The organism is Streptomyces sirii (assembly GCF_045690365.1).
GTDB lineage: Bacteria > Actinomycetota > Actinomycetes > Streptomycetales > Streptomycetaceae > Streptomyces > Streptomyces sirii.
This window is the reverse complement of sequence record NZ_CP147982.1, coordinates 8289794-8305095: the sequence shown is the minus strand read 5'-3', so window position 1 is coordinate 8305095 and position 15302 is coordinate 8289794. Positions and strand designations below refer to the sequence as shown.

Annotated in this window: 17 protein-coding genes; 12 read left to right on the top strand and 5 right to left on the bottom strand. The window is 72.4% G+C overall.

Features of this window, described 5'->3' with window-relative positions; translation table 11 throughout:
• Positions 1 to 2 precede the first annotated feature (2 nt).
• On the top strand, positions 3 to 476 hold the full coding sequence (locus WAB15_RS36840; RefSeq protein WP_399151154.1) for a C40 family peptidase: 474 nt from the start codon (positions 3 to 5) through the stop codon (positions 474 to 476).
• Between the two features lie 234 nt (positions 477 to 710).
• Here WAB15_RS36840 and WAB15_RS36835 read toward each other — a convergent pair whose 3' ends face one another.
• Positions 711 to 1391, bottom strand: coding sequence for a LysE family translocator (locus WAB15_RS36835; RefSeq protein ID WP_407288964.1), 681 nt, complete (start codon positions 1389 to 1391; stop codon positions 711 to 713).
• A gap of 71 nt (positions 1392 to 1462) precedes the next feature.
• Here WAB15_RS36835 and WAB15_RS36830 point away from each other — a divergent pair, with 71 nt between their 5' ends.
• Positions 1463 to 2380: a LysR family transcriptional regulator gene (locus WAB15_RS36830; RefSeq protein ID WP_407288963.1), complete on the top strand. Its 918-nt coding sequence runs from the start codon at positions 1463 to 1465 to the stop codon at positions 2378 to 2380.
• A 179-nt stretch (positions 2381 to 2559) separates the two neighbouring features.
• Positions 2560 to 3153: an NAD(P)H-dependent oxidoreductase gene (locus WAB15_RS36825; protein WP_407288962.1), complete on the top strand. Its 594-nt coding sequence runs from the start codon at positions 2560 to 2562 to the stop codon at positions 3151 to 3153.
• A 102-nt stretch (positions 3154 to 3255) separates the two neighbouring features.
• On the opposite strand, the gene WAB15_RS36820 is transcribed toward WAB15_RS36825, so the two are convergent.
• A complete protein-coding gene (locus tag WAB15_RS36820; RefSeq protein ID WP_399151158.1) occupies positions 3256 to 3684 on the bottom strand; it encodes an ATP-binding protein in 429 nt (142 codons plus the stop codon).
• 256 nt (positions 3685 to 3940) lie between these two features.
• Positions 3941 to 5167: an 8-amino-7-oxononanoate synthase gene (locus WAB15_RS36815; RefSeq protein ID WP_399151159.1), complete on the bottom strand. Its 1227-nt coding sequence runs from the start codon at positions 5165 to 5167 to the stop codon at positions 3941 to 3943.
• Between the two features lie 156 nt (positions 5168 to 5323).
• Between WAB15_RS36815 and bioB the strand changes: the two genes are divergently transcribed.
• The 3 genes from bioB to bioD are packed head-to-tail and all read left to right on the top strand — an operon-like array spanning position 5324 to position 8491.
• Positions 5324 to 6490 carry a biotin synthase BioB gene (bioB, locus tag WAB15_RS36810; RefSeq protein ID WP_407288961.1) on the top strand — a complete coding sequence of 389 codons (1167 nt, stop codon included), beginning with the start codon at positions 5324 to 5326 and terminating at the stop codon, positions 6488 to 6490.
• Entirely contained in the window at positions 6483 to 7787 is a 1305-nt protein-coding gene (locus WAB15_RS36805) for an adenosylmethionine--8-amino-7-oxononanoate transaminase (RefSeq protein ID WP_407288960.1), read from the top strand. Before bioB ends, WAB15_RS36805 begins: the two co-directional genes overlap by 8 nt.
• A 14-nt stretch (positions 7788 to 7801) precedes the next feature.
• A complete protein-coding gene (gene bioD / locus WAB15_RS36800; RefSeq protein WP_407288959.1) occupies positions 7802 to 8491 on the top strand; it encodes a dethiobiotin synthase in 690 nt (229 codons plus the stop codon).
• A gap of 553 nt (positions 8492 to 9044) precedes the next feature.
• Here bioD and WAB15_RS36795 read toward each other — a convergent pair.
• Together WAB15_RS36795 and WAB15_RS36790 are read right to left on the bottom strand one after the other, a co-directional pair.
• On the bottom strand, positions 9045 to 9416 hold the full coding sequence (locus WAB15_RS36795; protein ID WP_407288958.1) for a fic family toxin-antitoxin system, toxin component: 372 nt from the start codon (positions 9414 to 9416) through the stop codon (positions 9045 to 9047).
• Entirely contained in the window at positions 9413 to 9688 is a 276-nt protein-coding gene (locus WAB15_RS36790; protein ID WP_393490776.1) for a toxin-antitoxin system HicB family antitoxin, read from the bottom strand. Before WAB15_RS36790 ends, WAB15_RS36795 begins: the two co-directional genes overlap by 4 nt.
• A gap of 208 nt (positions 9689 to 9896) precedes the next feature.
• Here WAB15_RS36790 and WAB15_RS36785 point away from each other — a divergent pair, with 208 nt between their 5' ends.
• From WAB15_RS36785 to WAB15_RS36760, 6 genes are all read left to right on the top strand, one after another.
• Positions 9897 to 11378 carry an APC family permease gene (locus WAB15_RS36785; protein ID WP_407288957.1) on the top strand — a complete coding sequence of 494 codons (1482 nt, stop codon included), beginning with the start codon at positions 9897 to 9899 and terminating at the stop codon, positions 11376 to 11378.
• 4 nt (positions 11379 to 11382) lie between these two features.
• Positions 11383 to 11595: a hypothetical protein gene (locus tag WAB15_RS36780; protein WP_407288956.1), complete on the top strand. Its 213-nt coding sequence runs from the start codon at positions 11383 to 11385 to the stop codon at positions 11593 to 11595.
• 168 nt (positions 11596 to 11763) lie between these two features.
• A complete protein-coding gene (locus tag WAB15_RS36775; protein ID WP_399147248.1) occupies positions 11764 to 12069 on the top strand; it encodes a hypothetical protein in 306 nt (101 codons plus the stop codon).
• 127 nt (positions 12070 to 12196) lie between these two features.
• On the top strand, positions 12197 to 12619 hold the full coding sequence (locus tag WAB15_RS36770; RefSeq protein ID WP_407288955.1) for a GNAT family N-acetyltransferase: 423 nt from the start codon (positions 12197 to 12199) through the stop codon (positions 12617 to 12619).
• A 283-nt stretch (positions 12620 to 12902) separates the two neighbouring features.
• Positions 12903 to 14246, top strand: coding sequence for a hemolysin family protein (locus WAB15_RS36765; RefSeq protein WP_407288954.1), 1344 nt, complete (start codon positions 12903 to 12905; stop codon positions 14244 to 14246).
• Positions 14243 to 15262, top strand: a complete 1020-nt coding sequence (locus tag WAB15_RS36760; protein WP_399147251.1) for a hemolysin family protein — start codon at positions 14243 to 14245, stop codon at positions 15260 to 15262. The genes WAB15_RS36765 and WAB15_RS36760 overlap by 4 nt, the downstream gene beginning before the upstream one ends.
• Positions 15263 to 15302: the final 40 nt, after the last annotated feature.

Below are 15302 nucleotides of genomic sequence, written 5' to 3'. Positions count from 1 at the left end.
GCATGACCATGCGCACGCACACGCCGCAACTGCTGGCCCGCGCCGCCACCGTCTCCGCTCTGACGATGGTCACCCTCGGCGCCACCACCCTCGCCCCGGGGGCGACCACCGACGCCGAGGCCGCGTCCGTCGCCGCGCATGCGGTGCGGGTCGCGGCCTCCAAGCAGGGCTCCCCCTACGAGTTCGGCGCCGAGGGGCCGTACCGTTTCGACTGCTCGGGGCTGACGCTGTATTCGTTCAAGCGCGTCGGCCGGGCCCTGCCACGCAGCGCCGCCGCGCAGTACAACCACACCCGGCACATCCCGACCTCCTTCCGAAGACGCGGGGACCTGGTCTTCTTCCACTCGCCCCGCGGGGTCTACCACGTCGGCATCTACGCGGGCCGCGACCGGATGTGGCATGCGCCCAAGACCGGCGACGTGGTGCGGTTGGCGAGGATCTGGAGCTCCACGGTCTCGTATGGACGAGTGGGCTGACCTGGGGCGTTGCCTGACGCCCGATCAATTGTCGGTGGCCTCCGATAGTTTGACGGTGTGACGACCTGCCAACTGAGCGAGCTGCTGGCGGCCGCGGTGCGGGGGAGGCTCCCGCCCGCGGACGGATCGGTGACGGTGCTGCCCTGTTACGGCGGCCGCGGCTGAGCTGCGGCCGGCACACGCGGGCCGCGGCCGGGCCCGCGCACGCCTTCCCCCGGGACCGACGGACTCCCCTCAGCCGAGCAGCAGCTCGACGAGCAGGATGCCGCCCAGGGCGCTGAGCAGTGCGCCGGTGACGGCTTCCAGGACGCGGGCGACCCGCGGGCGGCGCAGCCAGGTGCCCAGCCGGTCGACGAGCAGTGCGACGGCGGGGAACCACACCAGCGCCAGCACGACGACCATCGTGGCCAGCAGCAGCGTACGGGGCAGCGCCGGCTGGCCCGCGGGAACGAACTGCGGCAGCAGGCTGAGGAAGAGCACCGGGGCCTTGGGATTGAGCGCGTTGGTCAAGAAGCCCTGGCGCAGCCCCTGCGCGGCGCCCAGCAGGGCGGCCGGCCGGCCGTCGACGGAGGGAGCGACACCGGCGGCAGCGGCGGCCGGGCCGGTCGGCGGCTCCGCGTCGGCGGCGCCCGGGCGGCGGGCCGCGATCAGCGCGCGCCCTCCCAGGTACAGCAGATAGCCGCCGCCGAGGAGTTGGACGGCGCCGAAGAGTCCGGGCACGGCGACCAGCACCGCGGCGAGCCCGGCGACCGCCAGCGCGGTGTGCACCAAGAGCCCGCCCGCGACCCCCACGGCGGTCGCCACCCCCGCCCGGCGCGAGTCGAGGGCGTTGCGCACCACGACCGCGAAGTCCGCGCCCGGCATGGTGACCATGCCCGCGGCGACTCCGGTGAAGGCGATCAGCTGTCCGTCCATAGGAGCAGCTTGGCCGGCCAGAGCCTTTAATGGGTATGGGCAATCTTCTGGGAGGGCCTAAAGAGGTGGTGATGTACGACCCCACGCGGCTGGCCGCGCTGGTGGCGGTGGCGGAGGCCGGTTCGATCACCCGGGCGGCCGCCCGACTGGGCTACACCGCGCCCGCGCTCTCCCAGCAGCTCGCCAAGCTGGAGCGGGAGGCCGGGGCCGCGCTGCTGGTGCGCCACCATCGCGGGACGCGGCTGACGGCGGCCGGTGAGCTGCTGCTCGTACGCGCGCGGCGGGTGCTCGACGAGCTGGAGCAGGCCCGGCACGAGCTGTCCGTGCTGACGGGGCTGTCCGGCGGGCGACTGCGGATCGGCACGTTCATGACGGCGGGCACCCATCTGCTGCCGCCCGCGCTCAGCTCGTTCCGCCGCGCGCACCCCGATGTGGAGCTGAGCGTGACGGAGTACGTACCGCCGCAGGCCACCGAGGCGGTGGCGCTGGGCGAGGTCGATCTTGCGCTGACGCACGAGTATGTGCCGGGTGCGGCGATGCCGCCGCCGGACGGGGTGCTGCTGGAGCCCCTGCTGACCGAGGAGCTGGTACTGGTCACCGCGCCGGGCCATGCCCTGACGGCGGGCTCCGGACGGCTGCCGCTGACCGAGCTGGCCGGTCAGCCGCTGGTCAGCATGGCCCCGGCGAATCCCAACCGGCGCGAGGTGGAGGCGGCGCTGGCGGCCGCCGGGGCGAGTGTGGCGGTGCGCTGCGAGTCACCGAGCTATGCGGTGGTGTGTGCGCTGGTGAGCGCGGGACTCGGGGTGGCGGTGGTCCCGGAGATGATGGCGGAGGGCTCGATGACCCCGCTGGGCGTCCGCCGGCTGGACCCGCCGGAGCTGCGCCGCCGGATCTCGGTGGCCTACCGCCCCGGCGGCGGCACCCCCGCCGCGGACACCTTGCGCGCCCTGCTGCACGGAGCCTTCAGCCGCCACTCCGCCGCCCCGTAAGGCTTGCCCCGGTGCGCGACCGGCGCCGGTGAGACGGCCGAGCGACCGGCATGATCCCGAAAACCGCCCACCCGTGCGCCCACTCACGGATAATGACGCTCGGCCGAATGGGCGCGGAGGCGGCGGCGCCCCCACGGATCGGCGGCCGATGACCGCTCATCTCGACCGGGGGACGAACCATGCGTATCGGTGTGTACCTTGCCCACCCTCGCCCAGGCAGCTTCAACCACGCACTCTTCGACGCCGTCGTGGCGGAGCTGGGCGACCGCGGGTGCGAGGTGCTCGCGCACGACCTCTGCGCGGAGGGTTTCGCACCGCCGCTCTCCGCCGAGGAGACGGAGACGGTCCGGTCGGCGCCGTCCTCCCAGGACGCGCAGGTGTCGCTGCATCGAGCGGAGGTGGCCACCCTCGACTCCCTGGTGTTCATCCATCCGAACTGGTGGGGCATGCCGCCCGCGGTCCTCACGGGCTGGGTGCAGCGGGTACTCGCACCCGGCGTCGCCTACAAACTGGGCACCGCGGGGGGAGAGCCCGCGGGGCTGCTGCACGCCCGCCGGGCCCTCGTCCTGAACACCTCCGACACCCCCGCCGACCGCGAGGAGAGCGAGTTCGGCGACCCGTTGCAACGGATCTGGGCGGCATGCGTACTGCCGTACGTGGGCGTCACCGACGTGCGCCGGTTCGTCTTCCGTACCGTCACCGACTCGACCGAGGAGACCCGCGCGGCCTGGCTGCACCAGGCGCGCCGGCAGGCCGCCGCGCTGCTGGCCTGACCGTGGCGGAGGGCCCCGCAGCCCGCAGCCCGCAGCCCGCAGCCCGCAGCCCGCAGCCCGCAGCCCGCAGCGAAAGGTTCCTGCAGTGCAGCGCAGCGGCCGTCAGCGGGCCGTGACCTGCCACGGCATCGTGATCCACACCGTCTTGCCGCCGGACTCGGTGGGGACGACCGAGAGTCGGCCGCCGGCCTCCGCGGCGAGGCAGCGGATGATGACCATGCCCCGGCCGTTGTCCTGCTGGACCGCGGCGGGCAGCCGGCGCGGCCGGCGTGGATGGCTGTCGGTGACGCCGACCCGCAACACCTCGTCCCGGTCGAGCCGCAGCTCGACGGTGAACGTCGGGGACTGGCCGAAGGTGTGCTGGACGGCGTTGGTCGCGAGTTCGGAGACGATCAGCCGGACGGAGTCGGCGGCTTCGGTCCCGGCGGCGAGTCCCCATTCGGCGAGCACCGCCAGGGTGTGCCGGCGGGCGAGGACGACCGAGTCCGGGGCGCTCGGCAGGGTGAGTGACGATTCTTGGTGGTCTGCCATCGCGACGCCGTCCCTTTCCCACCGAGGCCGGCTCCGGTCCGCTGACCAGGATGTGGGGATGCCGCTCGGGACACCGATTCGGCCTCGGACTTCTGCTGTGCGCCAGACTGCCACCCATGCTGCCGGTGTGGTGCTCGATCCACCAACTTATACAGATTTCTGTCGCTCAATGCGGTGAACTCTGCCACGGGAGACCGGATTTGGGGCGCGTGGGACCCCTGTGACGAGGCCCGCGGAAGCTGTCGGTCCGGCCGCCTCAGCCCGTAGGCGCCGTGGCCACGATCGTCCCGACCGCCCGATCGATCTGAGCATCCGTCAGATCTGCCCGGGCCGTGAGCCGCAGCCGGGAGATCCCGTCGGGTACGGACGGCGGCCGGAAGCAGCCGACCGCGAGGCCGGCGGCACGGCAGTCGGCGGCCCAGCCGACCGCGGCCTCCGGCGACGGGGCGCGCACCGAGACCACCGCGGCGTCCGGGCGCACGGCCGCCAGGCCCGCCGCGGTGAGCCGGTCGTGCAGCTCGCGGGCGACCTGTCCGGCGCGAGCGGCACGCTGCGGTTCGCGGCGCAGCAGCCGTAGCGCGGCGAGCGCACCGCCGGCCGCCGCCGGGGCGAGGCCGGTGTCGAAGATGAACGAGCGGGCGGTGTTGACCAGGTGCTCGATCACCCGGGCGGGGCCGAGCACCGCACCGCCCTGCGAGCCGAGCGACTTGGAGAGGGTCACCGTGGCCACCACATCGCCGTCACCGGCCAGTCCGGCCGCCGACAGCGCGCCGCGGCCCCCGTCACCGAGGACACCCAGGCCGTGTGCGTCGTCGACGAGCAGCGCGGCGCCCCTGGTCCGGCAGGCCTCGGCGAGCGCGGGCAGCGGCGCGGCATCGCCGTCGACCGAGAACACCGAGTCGGTGACGGCCAGCGCCCGGCCGTCGTGGCCGGTCAGCGCGGCGCGTACGGCCTCGGGATCGGCGTGCGGGGCGACTTCGGTACGGGCCCGGGAGAGGCGGCAGCCGTCGATGAGGGAGGCGTGGTTGCCCGCGTCGGAGACGACCAGGGTGCCGGGAGCGGTGAGTGCGGTGACGGCGGCGAGATTCGCCGCATAGCCGGACGACAGCACCAAAGCGGCCTCGAAGCCGCAGAACGCGGCGAGTTCCGCCTCCAGCAGGGCATGCAGCTCGGTGCTGCCGGTGACCAGGCGCGAGCCGGTCGCGCCCGCGCCCCAGCGGTGCGCGGCCTCGGCCGCGCCGTGGGTGACCTCGGGGTGGCGGGCGAGTCCGAGGTAGTCGTTACTGGCCAGATCGAGCAGCGGGGAGTCGGCGGGCCGCGGGCGCAGGGTGCGGACGAGTCCGGCCCGTTGACGCTCGGCGCGTGCCGCGTCGATCCAGTCGAAGGCCGTGTGGTACCCCTTGCCGGACGGTGCGGACGAGTGCCCGGCGCGGGGCGCGGGCGGGGCTTCGCGGAGCAGCGGCGGGGCGGAGTCCTGCGGCATCGGCGTCCTTAGTCGTTCGGCCTCGATTGTGGGCTGTCGATAGACGTTAGCGGTCGTTCCGCACGCACACAGTGTGGCGATACACACACCCCGATCGCCGCTCGTTGTGGGAATCCTCCTTGGCCGAGGGCGGTGGCGTACGTCAGGATCAACGCCATGGACCTGCTGAACGCATTGGTGGACAAGGGACTGCGGCGCGAGTTGCCGACCCGCGAAGAGGCGCTGGCCGTGCTGGCGACTTCCGATGACGAACTGCTCGATGTCGTGGCCGCGGCCGGAAAGGTGCGCCGCCAGTGGTTCGGGCGGCGGGTCAAGCTCAACTATCTGGTCAACCTCAAGTCGGGCCTGTGCCCCGAGGACTGCTCGTACTGCTCCCAGCGACTGGGGTCGAAGGCCGAGATCCTCAAGTACACCTGGCTCAAGCCCGATGAGGCCTCCAAGGCGGCCGCAGCCGGAGTGGCCGGCGGCGCCAAGCGGGTCTGCCTGGTGGCCAGTGGGCGCGGCCCCACCGACCGGGACGTGGACCGGGTCTCGGAGACCATCTCCGCGATCAAGGAGCAGAACGAGGGCGTGGAGGTGTGTGCCTGCCTGGGGCTGCTCTCCGACGGCCAGGCCGGCCGGCTGCGCTCGGCGGGCGCCGATGCGTACAACCACAACCTCAACACCTCAGAAGCCACCTACGGCGACATCTGCACCACACACGACTTCTCCGACCGGGTCTCCACCGTCCAGCAGGCCCAGGCGGCGGGCATGTCCGCCTGCTCCGGGCTGATCGCCGGCATGGGTGAGAGCGACGCCGACCTCGTCGATGTGGTCTTCGCGCTCCGTGAACTGGACCCCGACTCCGTCCCGGTGAACTTCCTGATCCCCTTCGAGGGCACCCCGCTCGCCAAGGAGTGGAACCTCACCCCGCAGCGTGCGCTGCGCATCCTGGCGATGGTCCGGTTCGTCTGCCCGGACATCGAGGTGCGGCTGGCCGGCGGCCGCGAGGTCCATCTGCGCACCCTGCAGCCGCTGGCCCTGCACCTGGTCAACTCCATCTTCCTCGGCGACTACCTGACCAGTGAGGGTCAGGCCGGCAAGGACGATCTGGCGATGATCGAGGACGCCGGGTTCGAGGTCGAGGGCGCGGACACCACGACGCTGCCCGAGCACCGCCGGCAGCACGGAGACGACGGCGCGGAGCCGGCGCAGACCGCGGACGCCGAAGCCGACGCCGAGGCACCCGCCACGACCGTCCCCGCGCCGTCCGACGAGAACCGCCGCGACCTGGTGGCGGTGCGCCGCCGCGGTGCCGGTACCGACCTGCCGCCCAATGCCTGAGCCGCTCGCTCCCCGCGAACTGCTCGCACTCGACCGGCAGCACGTGTGGCATCCGTACGGGCCGATGCCCGGCCGGGCCGCGCCGCTGCTGGTCGAGTCGGCGTCCGGCGTCCGGCTGCGACTGGCCGAACCGGCCGAGGGCCGGGACGAGTTGGTCGACGGGATGTCCTCCTGGTGGTCGGCGGTGCACGGCCACAACCACCCGGTGCTCAACGACGCCGCACGCGGCCAGCTGGAGCGGATGAGTCATGTGATGTTCGGCGGGCTCACCCACGAGCCCGCCGTGCGGCTGGCCAAGCGGCTGGTCGACATCACCCCGGAGCCGCTTCGGCACGTCTTCCTCGCCGACTCCGGTTCGGTGTCCGTCGAGGTCGCCGTCAAGATGTGCCTGCAGTACTGGCGCTCGCTCGGAAAGCCCCGCAAACAACGCCTGTTGACCTGGCGGGGCGGCTATCACGGCGACACCTGGCAGCCGATGTCGGTATGCGACCCGGAGGGTGGCATGCACGAGCTGTGGCAGGGCGCGCTGCCGCGGCAGGTCTTCGCGGACGCGCCGCCGGCCGGCTTCGACGCCGCCCCCGACGAGGCGTACGCGGACCACCTCCGCCAGCTGATCGGCCGGCACGCCGAGGAGCTGGCCGCGGTGATCGTGGAGCCCGTGGTGCAGGGAGCGGGCGGAATGTCCTTCCACTCCCCCGAGTATCTGCGGGTGCTGCGGGAGGCCTGCGACGCGCACGGCGTCCTGCTCGTGTTCGACGAGATCGCCACCGGCTTCGGGCGTACGGGCGCCCTCTTCGCCGCGGACCACGCGGGCGTCTCGCCCGACGTGATGTGCGTCGGCAAGGCGCTGACCGGCGGGTATCTCACCCTGGCCGCGACGTTGTGCACGGCGGCCGTCGCGGACGGCATCTCGCGCGGCGAACTGCCGGTGCTGGCGCACGGCCCCACCTTCATGGGCAATCCGCTGGCCGCGGCCGTCGCCGACGCCTCGATCGAGCTGCTGCTGTCCCAGGACTGGGCGCAGGAGGTCAAGCGGATCGAGGCCGGGCTGCGGCACGGACTGGCGGCGGCGGAGAGCGTCCCCGGGGTGCGCGAGGTACGCGTACTCGGCGCGATCGGCGTCGTCCAGCTCGACCACGCGGTGGACATGGCGGCCGCGACCCGGGCGGCGGTCCGGGAGGGCGTCTGGCTGCGCCCGTTCCGCGATCTGATCTACACCATGCCGCCGTACATCACCGGTGACGACGATGTGGCGCGCATCTGCGCCGCGGTGTGCGCGGCGGCGCGCGAGGGCTGAGAGGAAATCCAGAGATGTCAGTGCTGTTCGTGTCGGGCACCGGCACGGAGATCGGCAAGACCGTGACCACGGCCGCGATCGCCGCGGCCGCGATCGCCGCGGGCCGTTCGGTGGCGGTGCTCAAGCCCGCCCAGACCGGCGTCGCGGCGGGCGAGGCCGGCGATGTGGCGGACGTCGAGCGGCTGGCCGGTCGGGTCACCACCGTCGAACTCGCCCGCTATCCCGAGCCGTTGGCGCCCGGGACAGCCGCGCTGCGGGCCGGTCTGCCGCCGGTGCGACCGCACGAGATCGCCGAGGCCGTCGCGAAGTTGGACGCCTCGCACGACCTGGTGCTGGTCGAGGGCGCGGGCGGGCTGCTCGTACGCTTCGACGCGGACGGCAACACGCTGGCCGACGCCGCTCGCCTGGCGCAGGCCCCCGTCCTGGTGGTCGTCCAGGCCGGTCTGGGCACCCTGAACACCACCGCCCTCACCGCGCTGGCGCTGCGCACCCACGGGCTCGACTGCCCCGGCGTCGTCGTCGGCAGCTGGCCGTCCGAGCCCGATCTGGCGTCCCGCTGCAACCTGGAGGACCTCCCCGACGCCGCGGGCGCCCCCCTGCTCGGCGTCATCCCCGAGGGCTCCGGCACGCTCCCCCCGGACGCGTTCCGCGCGGCGGCACCGGGGTGGTTGTCCCCGACGCTCAGCGGGTCTCGTCGACCCTAAGCGGCTCCCACGTTGCTGCGCTTGGCCTGCTTCCCACGTTGTCGGCTTTCCCGCCGTGGTGGTTTCTCGCCGTTTCGCCTGCGGCGGGTGTGGTTTGTCGGCTGCGGCGCCGTGGTGGTTGTTCGCCGTTTCGCCTGCGGCGGGCGTGGGTTGTCGGGTGCGGTGACAGCCCTACGGACTCCGTCCTACGGTCTGTCCCCTCCCGTGGGTGGGGGGAAGAGGCCGGTGGGGGCGGGCCTGATCCGTCGGCTACCGGCACACGAAGGCTGACGTTCAACCCCACCGGTCTTTTCCCACCCTCAACGGGAGGGGGCGGGCCGGAGGGGTAGGGGTGTGGGACGTAAAGCGCAGCAGTCCCACACCCCTACCCCTCCGGCCCGTCACCGGCAGCCGAACAGCCCCGCGCAGCGGCAACAGCCCGCCGCAGGCGCCACGGCGCGTAAGTCGAACACGTCGGCCGCAGCAAAGCGCAGCGGACGGGCCCGCCGCAGGCGAACCACGCGAACCCCCACGGCGGGAAAGCCGAAAACGTGGGAAACAAGCCCAAGCGCAGCTATACGGTCCAAGCCCGCAGTTCCTCCGCGATCGCATGGACATCCGCCGTGCCGTCCTTCACCAGGCGGGCCAGGTCGCGGACCTGTTCCGGGGAGGTGGCGATCTTCAGGCCGCTGGCGACGAGGTATCCATACGCGACGGCGGTCGCGAACATCGCGTTCGAGCGCTCCAACGCCGGTACCTGGAGCAGGAGTTGGAGCAGACAGGCCGCGCGATCATGCGGCTCGGGATACACCGGCACGCCGAATATCTCGGCTTCGTGCCGGCTGACCGCGGCCACCAGGGCGCCCCAGTCGGTGACCTGGGGGTCTCCGGGGGTGTGGTGTTCGGCGATGAGCAGGAGCCAGGCGAGGTCGATGCGCAGGTTCACGTGGTGCCCGGCAGCCCTTCGTGGCTGTCGGCGGGGGCCGTACGGCCAGGGGCACCGCGGGTTTCCAGGCCGAATTCCTCGGCGAAGACCCGTTCGTACTGCTTCATGAAGTCCGAGGCGGCCTCGACGAAGGTCTGGCCGACCTCGCCGGCGTCCTTGAGGACGAGCTCCTCGATATAGCGGTTCATGCTCACTCCCCGCTGCAGGGCGCGCTCCCGCGCCGCTTCGGCGGTGGCCTCGTCCACCCGGACGTTCAGCTGTGTCTTCGCCACCCCTCCACGCTAGCGCGCATCCGCTAGCACCGGCAAGCATCGCCGCCGGTCCCGGGCGCGGAGCCGGGTGGCTCGTGTGCCAGGCGCCCGCGTGCCGTGCGCCCGCGCGCCGCTGCCGATGCTGCCGGAGCGAATGCCGCACGATGTGATCCGTCGGACGACTGACCGGACCGCCCGCGACCGCTCGGCCCTCAGGAGGACCACCGCAGTGTCCGTCCCCGCACCCGTCCCGCATCTGAAGCGCAGTCTGCGCCGCTTCGACATCATGGCGATGGGCGTCGCCGCCGTGATCTCCTTCGATGTGATCGGGCAGATCGCCTCCGGCGGCGGCCAGGCGGTCACCTGGATCGCCGTCATCGCGGTGGCGTTCCTGCTGCCGTACGCCCTGATGTTCGCCGAGACCGGGGCCGCGTTCCCGCAGGAGGGCGGCCCGTACGTCTGGGTGGAGGTGGCGTTCGGGCGGCTGGCGGCCGCGCTGACCACCATGTTCTATTGGGTCACCAATCCGGTGTGGCTGGGCGGCTCGCTGGTCTTCGTGGCGGCGGAGGCCTGGAACGGCTTCGTCTTCCCGCTCGGCTCGGGGACGGTGGCCGACTACGCCTTCAAGCTGGTGTTCATCTGGGTCGCCATTCTCACCGCGGTGGTCTCGCTGCGCCGCGGCAAGTGGATCACCACGGCCGGTGCGGGCGCCAAGGTCCTGGCGCTGGCGTTCTTCACCGCGACGGCGGTGGCGTACGGCGTCCAGCACGGCTTCCGGGGACTGGAGAGCGCCGTCTTCTCCCCCAGCGGCGCCGGGTTCCTGGCGCTGGTGCCGGTCCTGCTGTTCGCGTTCGTGGGGTTCGAGGCGCCCAATGCGGCGGGGGACGAGATGCTCGATCCGCAGCACGATGTGCCGGTCGCGATCGCGCTGTCCGGGGCCATCGCCACCTGCTGCTATCTGCTGCCGATCCTGGCCATCGTCTGTGTCGCCCCGGCCGGGCAGGTCACCGGCGTCGGCGGCTTCATGGATGCCGCGCGGCTGGTCTTCGGGATCTACGGGAGCTGGCGCGGGCCGCTGCTGTCCTTCGTCGCCGTGCTGTTCGCGGTGGCGCTGGTGACGCAGGGCAGCGCCTGGATGATCGTCGCCGACCGGATGCAGGCGATGGCCGCCGCCGACGGCGGGTTCTTCAGCCGGGCCCTGGGCGTCTTCCATCCCCGGCTGGGCACCCCGGTCCGGATGAACCTGCTGTCGGGTGTCACCGCCACCGTGTTCATGGCCGCGGCGATGAACCTGGCGAGCGGGGACGCCTCGGCGATCTTCGGAGTGGTGCTGACCGTCGCGATCACCACACTGCTGCTCTCCTATATCGCCGTGATCCCCGCGCTGCTGGCGCTGCGGCTGCGCCACGGCGAGGTGCCCCGCCCCTACCGGGTCCCCTTCGGAACCCCGGGCTTCACCCTCGCGAACCTGCTCGTCTACGCGTGGATCCTGCTCGGCGCGTGGGTGGCGCTGTTTCCCGGCACCCTGGAGGCGCTCGTCGGCATTCCGTACGACTTCCGGGCGACCTGGGGCGTCTCCCGCTTCGCCTTCGAGACCTTCACCCTCGGCACGGTCGCGCTGCTCCTGGCCGTCGCCGCCGCCGGGTACGTCGTCCAGCGCATGCGCCCGCAGCCGGGTCACGATCAGCCCGAGCCCGGTCCGGGCCGGTAGGGCGGTGTTCACCGGGCAACGGGCCCTGTGGTCTTCGGTGTTCGGGCCGATCGAGGAGCAGGCGCTGGACGTGCCGACGCTGCTGATCGGCACGCCCCGGCAGATGGCCGAGCAACTGCGGGAGCGCCGTGAGCGCTTCGGCTTCTCCTACATCACCGTCCTGGACCCGTTCCTGGAGGCCTTCGCACCGGTGCTGGAAGAGCTGGCGGGCAGCTGACGCCCTGGGGCCGTGGTCGGTCGGGTTCGCCGGCCGGCCACCGCTCCATGCGCCGAAAGGGCGGATTCCGGGAGCGATGCGCTCTCCCCGGGCAGCGCAGTGGAAGACCTTCCGGCGGCGCTGCGGAACCGCGCAGCCTTGCTGTCCCGACCGGGGAAGGTAGAAACAATGCTGACGAAGAGACATGTCGCCACGGTGCTCACGGCCGTCATGGCGGCCGGCTGTGTGTCCATGGGCGGCGCTTGGGCCGCCAAGCCGAGCCCGGCCACCTCGCACCGCGCGAGCCACTACGCGGAGGGCAACCGCCACTGCCAGGTACCCGAGCAGCAGCAGAGCGGCAGTACCGGCCTCCTCGGCCACATCGTGACCGGCGGTGTGATCGGCGAGACGATCGAACGGGCCCATCTCTGCCGCATCGACCTCACCCTGCTCGACAGCAGTGAACCGGCGCCGCGCACCGGCGGCGCCGTCTGAGGGGCCGCGGAACTCGCCCGTCCTCGCCTCCAGGTCCGGCTCCGGGCCTGGGGGCAGCGCCGTATCGGAGCGGGTGCCCCGGGAAACCACTGGCGGACCGGGGCGGGCTGGTGCTTGGCTCGATACCGTGATCGACATAGATATTCGCCCGGCCGTTCCCGCGGACGCGGGGGCCGTGCTCGACTTCTGGAAGACCGCCGCCGAGGGGACCAGCATCAGCGACGACGTCGCCGGGGTGACGCGCCTGGTCCAACGGGACCCCGGTGCGCTGCTCCTGGCCGAGTCGGACGGAGTCCTGGTCGGAACGGTGATCGCCGGCTGGGACGGCTGGCGGGCCTCGCTGTACCGACTCGCCGTGCACCCGTCCCGGCGCCGGCAGGGCCTCTCCAGGGCCCTCCTGGATGCCGCCGAGGAGCGCTTTGTGGCGCTGGGCGGGCGCCGCGGTGACGCCATGGTGCTGGAGGCGAACGAGCCGGCCCACCACGCCTGGGCCGCGGCGGGGTACCGGCGTGAGGATCACTGGCGACGATGGACGAAGCCGCTGGCCTGAGGGGGCGGGCCCGGCCAAGACGGGCCGCCGGATCGCCGGGGAGCGTTGCCGTCGGCACGCCCGGCGCCCACCCCCACCGGAGGAATGCCGGAGCCCGTCCCGGCCTGCGGGGCGGGCTCCTCCGTCACCATCACCTTTGCCAAGCCTTTACCATGGTGGTTCCGCTACTCCAGTGAAAGGTGTGTGAGCGTCCAACCATGGGCGAGCCTCCCAGTTGTCGAGCAACCCGGCGATATTGCGCAAACCTCCCGATCGTGTTCGATCATGGGACGGAGGTGACTCGATGACCGACCTGCTCCTGTTGGGCGTGGCGCTCCTCCTGACCCTGGCCTGTGGTGTCTTCGTCGCGGCCGAGTTCTCGCTGACGACCGTGGAACGCAGCGAGCTCGAACGCGCCGCCGAGCGCGGCGAGCGGGGCGCGGACAGCGCGCTGAAAGCGGTCCGCGGTCTGACCTTCCAGCTCTCCGGCGCCCAGCTCGGCATCACGGTCACCGGCCTGGTCATCGGCATGCTGTCCAAACCGGCGATCGCCACCCTGCTGGCGGGTCCGCTGGACGCGATGGGGCTGCCGCGCTCGGCCGCACAGTCGCTGGCCCTGGTGCTCGGTACGGCGATCTCCACGGTCGTCCTGATGGTCGTCGGTGAGCTGGTCCCCAAGAACTGGGCCATCTCCAGTCCGCTGGCCATCGCCAAGAACGTCGCCACGGCCCAGCGCGGCTTCAGCGCCACGTTCAAGCCGTTCATCAGGCACCTCAACAACACCGCGAACCACATGGTCCGCCGGATGGGCCTGGAACCCGCCGAGGAACTCGCCTCGGCGCGGGGCCCGCAGGAACTGGTGGCGCTGGCCCGGCACTCCGCGAGGGAGGGCGCGCTGGAGGCCGACACCGCGGAGCTGTTCGTCCGCACCCTCAACCTCCCCGATCTGACCGCGGAGAACGTCATGACGCCGCGCGTGCAGGTGATGGCGCTGGACGTGCAGTCCACCGCGGAGGACGTCGCCAACGCCACCCGGGCGACCGGCCTGTCGAGGTTCCCCGTCTACCGCGGCAGCCTGGACAGCGTCGTCGGGGTGGCGCACATCAAGGACGTGCTGACCATCCCGGCCGAGCACCGCCCCCGCCATCCGGTGTCCGAGCTGCTGCGCGAACCGCTGCTGGTCCCCACGACGCTGACCGTGGACCGGCTGCTGGACCGGCTCTCCGGCAAGCGCACGATGGCGGTGGTCATCGACGAGTACGGCGGCACGGCCGGCGTGGCGACCCTGGAGGACATCGTCGAGGAGGTGGTCGGCGAGGTCCGCGACGAACACGACCCGATGGAGACCCCCGACCTCGCACCGGCCGGCACCGACGCCGAGGGCCGCGAGGTCTATCAGGCCGACGGCGCGGCGCGCACCGACCAGCTGGAGCGGATCGGCCTACGGCTGCCGGAGGGCCCTTACGAGACCCTCGCCGGCCTGATCGCCAGCGAGCTGGGCCGGATACCGGTCACCGGCGACCGCCTGGAGGTGGCCGGCTGGTCGATGGACGTACTGGACGCCTCCGGCCATCGGGCGGCGCGGGTGCTGTTGCACGCCCCGCCGCCCGGCAGCAGCGCCGAGCGGGAGACGGGAGGCGGACGATGACCGCGCTCCAGCTCTTCGTGGGTCTGCTGACGCTGGTCGTCAACGCCTTCTTCGTGGGTGCCGAGTTCGGCCTGATCTCGGTGCGCCGCAGCCAGATCGAGCCGTACGCCGAGCGCGGTGACCGCCGGGCGGCGAGCGTGCTGTGGGGGCTGCAGCACGTCTCGGCCCTGCTGGCGGCCGCTCAGCTGGGCATCACGCTGTGCACGCTGGTGCTGGGCGCGGTCGCCGAGCCGGCCATCGCGCACCTCCTCGAACCGGTCTTCCAGGCCGTGGGGATCTCGCACACGCTGATCCACCCGATCTCGTTCGTGATCGCGTTGTCGCTGGCCACGTACCTGCACATGCTCTTCGGCGAGATGGTGCCGAAGAACGTCGCACTGGCCGAGCCGGTGCGCACCGCGCTGATCCTGGGACCGCCGCTGATCGCGCTCACCCGGGCGCTGCGACCGGTGATCTTCGGCGTCAACGCGCTCGCCAACGGGCTGCTCAAGCTGCTGCGGGTGGAGACCAGGGACGAGGTGACCGCGACCTTCTCGGACGACCAGCTCGCGAAGATGGTCGAGGACTCCCAGCAGGCCGGGCTGCTCGACGAGCGCGCCCGGGAGCGGCTGCGGGACGCCCTGGAGCTGGGCCGCCGCCCGGTCAGGGACGTGGTCCTGCCGGCCGAAAGAGTCGTCTCCGCGCGGATCGGGACCACCCCCGAGGAGCTGGAGCAGTTGGCCGCCGACTCCGGCTTCTCGCGCTTCCCGGTCCTCGACGACACCCGTCGCATCCTGGGCTATCTGCACGTCAAGGATGCCCTGGACGCCTCCCCGCGCCGACTGCCGTTCCCGGTCGCCGCGCTGCGCCCGATCGCCCGCGTCAAGGCCGCGACGCCGCTGGACGACGTGCTGACGGCGATGCGCGGATCGCGTACGCATCTGGCCGCGGTGATCGGCGACGACGGGCGGCTGGCCGGACTGGTGACGATGGAGGACGTGCTCAGGGAGCTGGTGCTGCAGCGGCCCGCCGGCTGACGGGAGAGGACGAGCCGGGGGGCGGATTCCGACGCGCCTG

Coding starts and splice junctions, on each gene's coding strand:
- WAB15_RS36840 (WP_399151154.1), top strand. CDS start 3: ATGACCATGCGCACGCACACGCCGCAACTGCTGGCCCGCGCCGCCACC.
- bioD (WP_407288959.1), top strand. CDS start 7,802: ATGTCAGTGCTGTTCGTGTCGGGCACCGGCACGGAGATCGGCAAGACC.
- WAB15_RS36815 (WP_399151159.1), bottom strand. CDS start 5,167: ATGCCGCAGGACTCCGCCCCGCCGCTGCTCCGCGAAGCCCCGCCCGCG.
- bioB (WP_407288961.1), top strand. CDS start 5,324: ATGGACCTGCTGAACGCATTGGTGGACAAGGGACTGCGGCGCGAGTTG.
- WAB15_RS36775 (WP_399147248.1), top strand. CDS start 11,764: ATGCTGACGAAGAGACATGTCGCCACGGTGCTCACGGCCGTCATGGCG.
- WAB15_RS36805 (WP_407288960.1), top strand. CDS start 6,483: ATGCCTGAGCCGCTCGCTCCCCGCGAACTGCTCGCACTCGACCGGCAG.
- WAB15_RS36835 (WP_407288964.1), bottom strand. CDS start 1,391: ATGGACGGACAGCTGATCGCCTTCACCGGAGTCGCCGCGGGCATGGTC.
- WAB15_RS36830 (WP_407288963.1), top strand. CDS start 1,463: ATGTACGACCCCACGCGGCTGGCCGCGCTGGTGGCGGTGGCGGAGGCC.
- WAB15_RS36760 (WP_399147251.1), top strand. CDS start 14,243: ATGACCGCGCTCCAGCTCTTCGTGGGTCTGCTGACGCTGGTCGTCAAC.
- WAB15_RS36820 (WP_399151158.1), bottom strand. CDS start 3,684: ATGGCAGACCACCAAGAATCGTCACTCACCCTGCCGAGCGCCCCGGAC.
- WAB15_RS36765 (WP_407288954.1), top strand. CDS start 12,903: ATGACCGACCTGCTCCTGTTGGGCGTGGCGCTCCTCCTGACCCTGGCC.
- WAB15_RS36825 (WP_407288962.1), top strand. CDS start 2,560: ATGCGTATCGGTGTGTACCTTGCCCACCCTCGCCCAGGCAGCTTCAAC.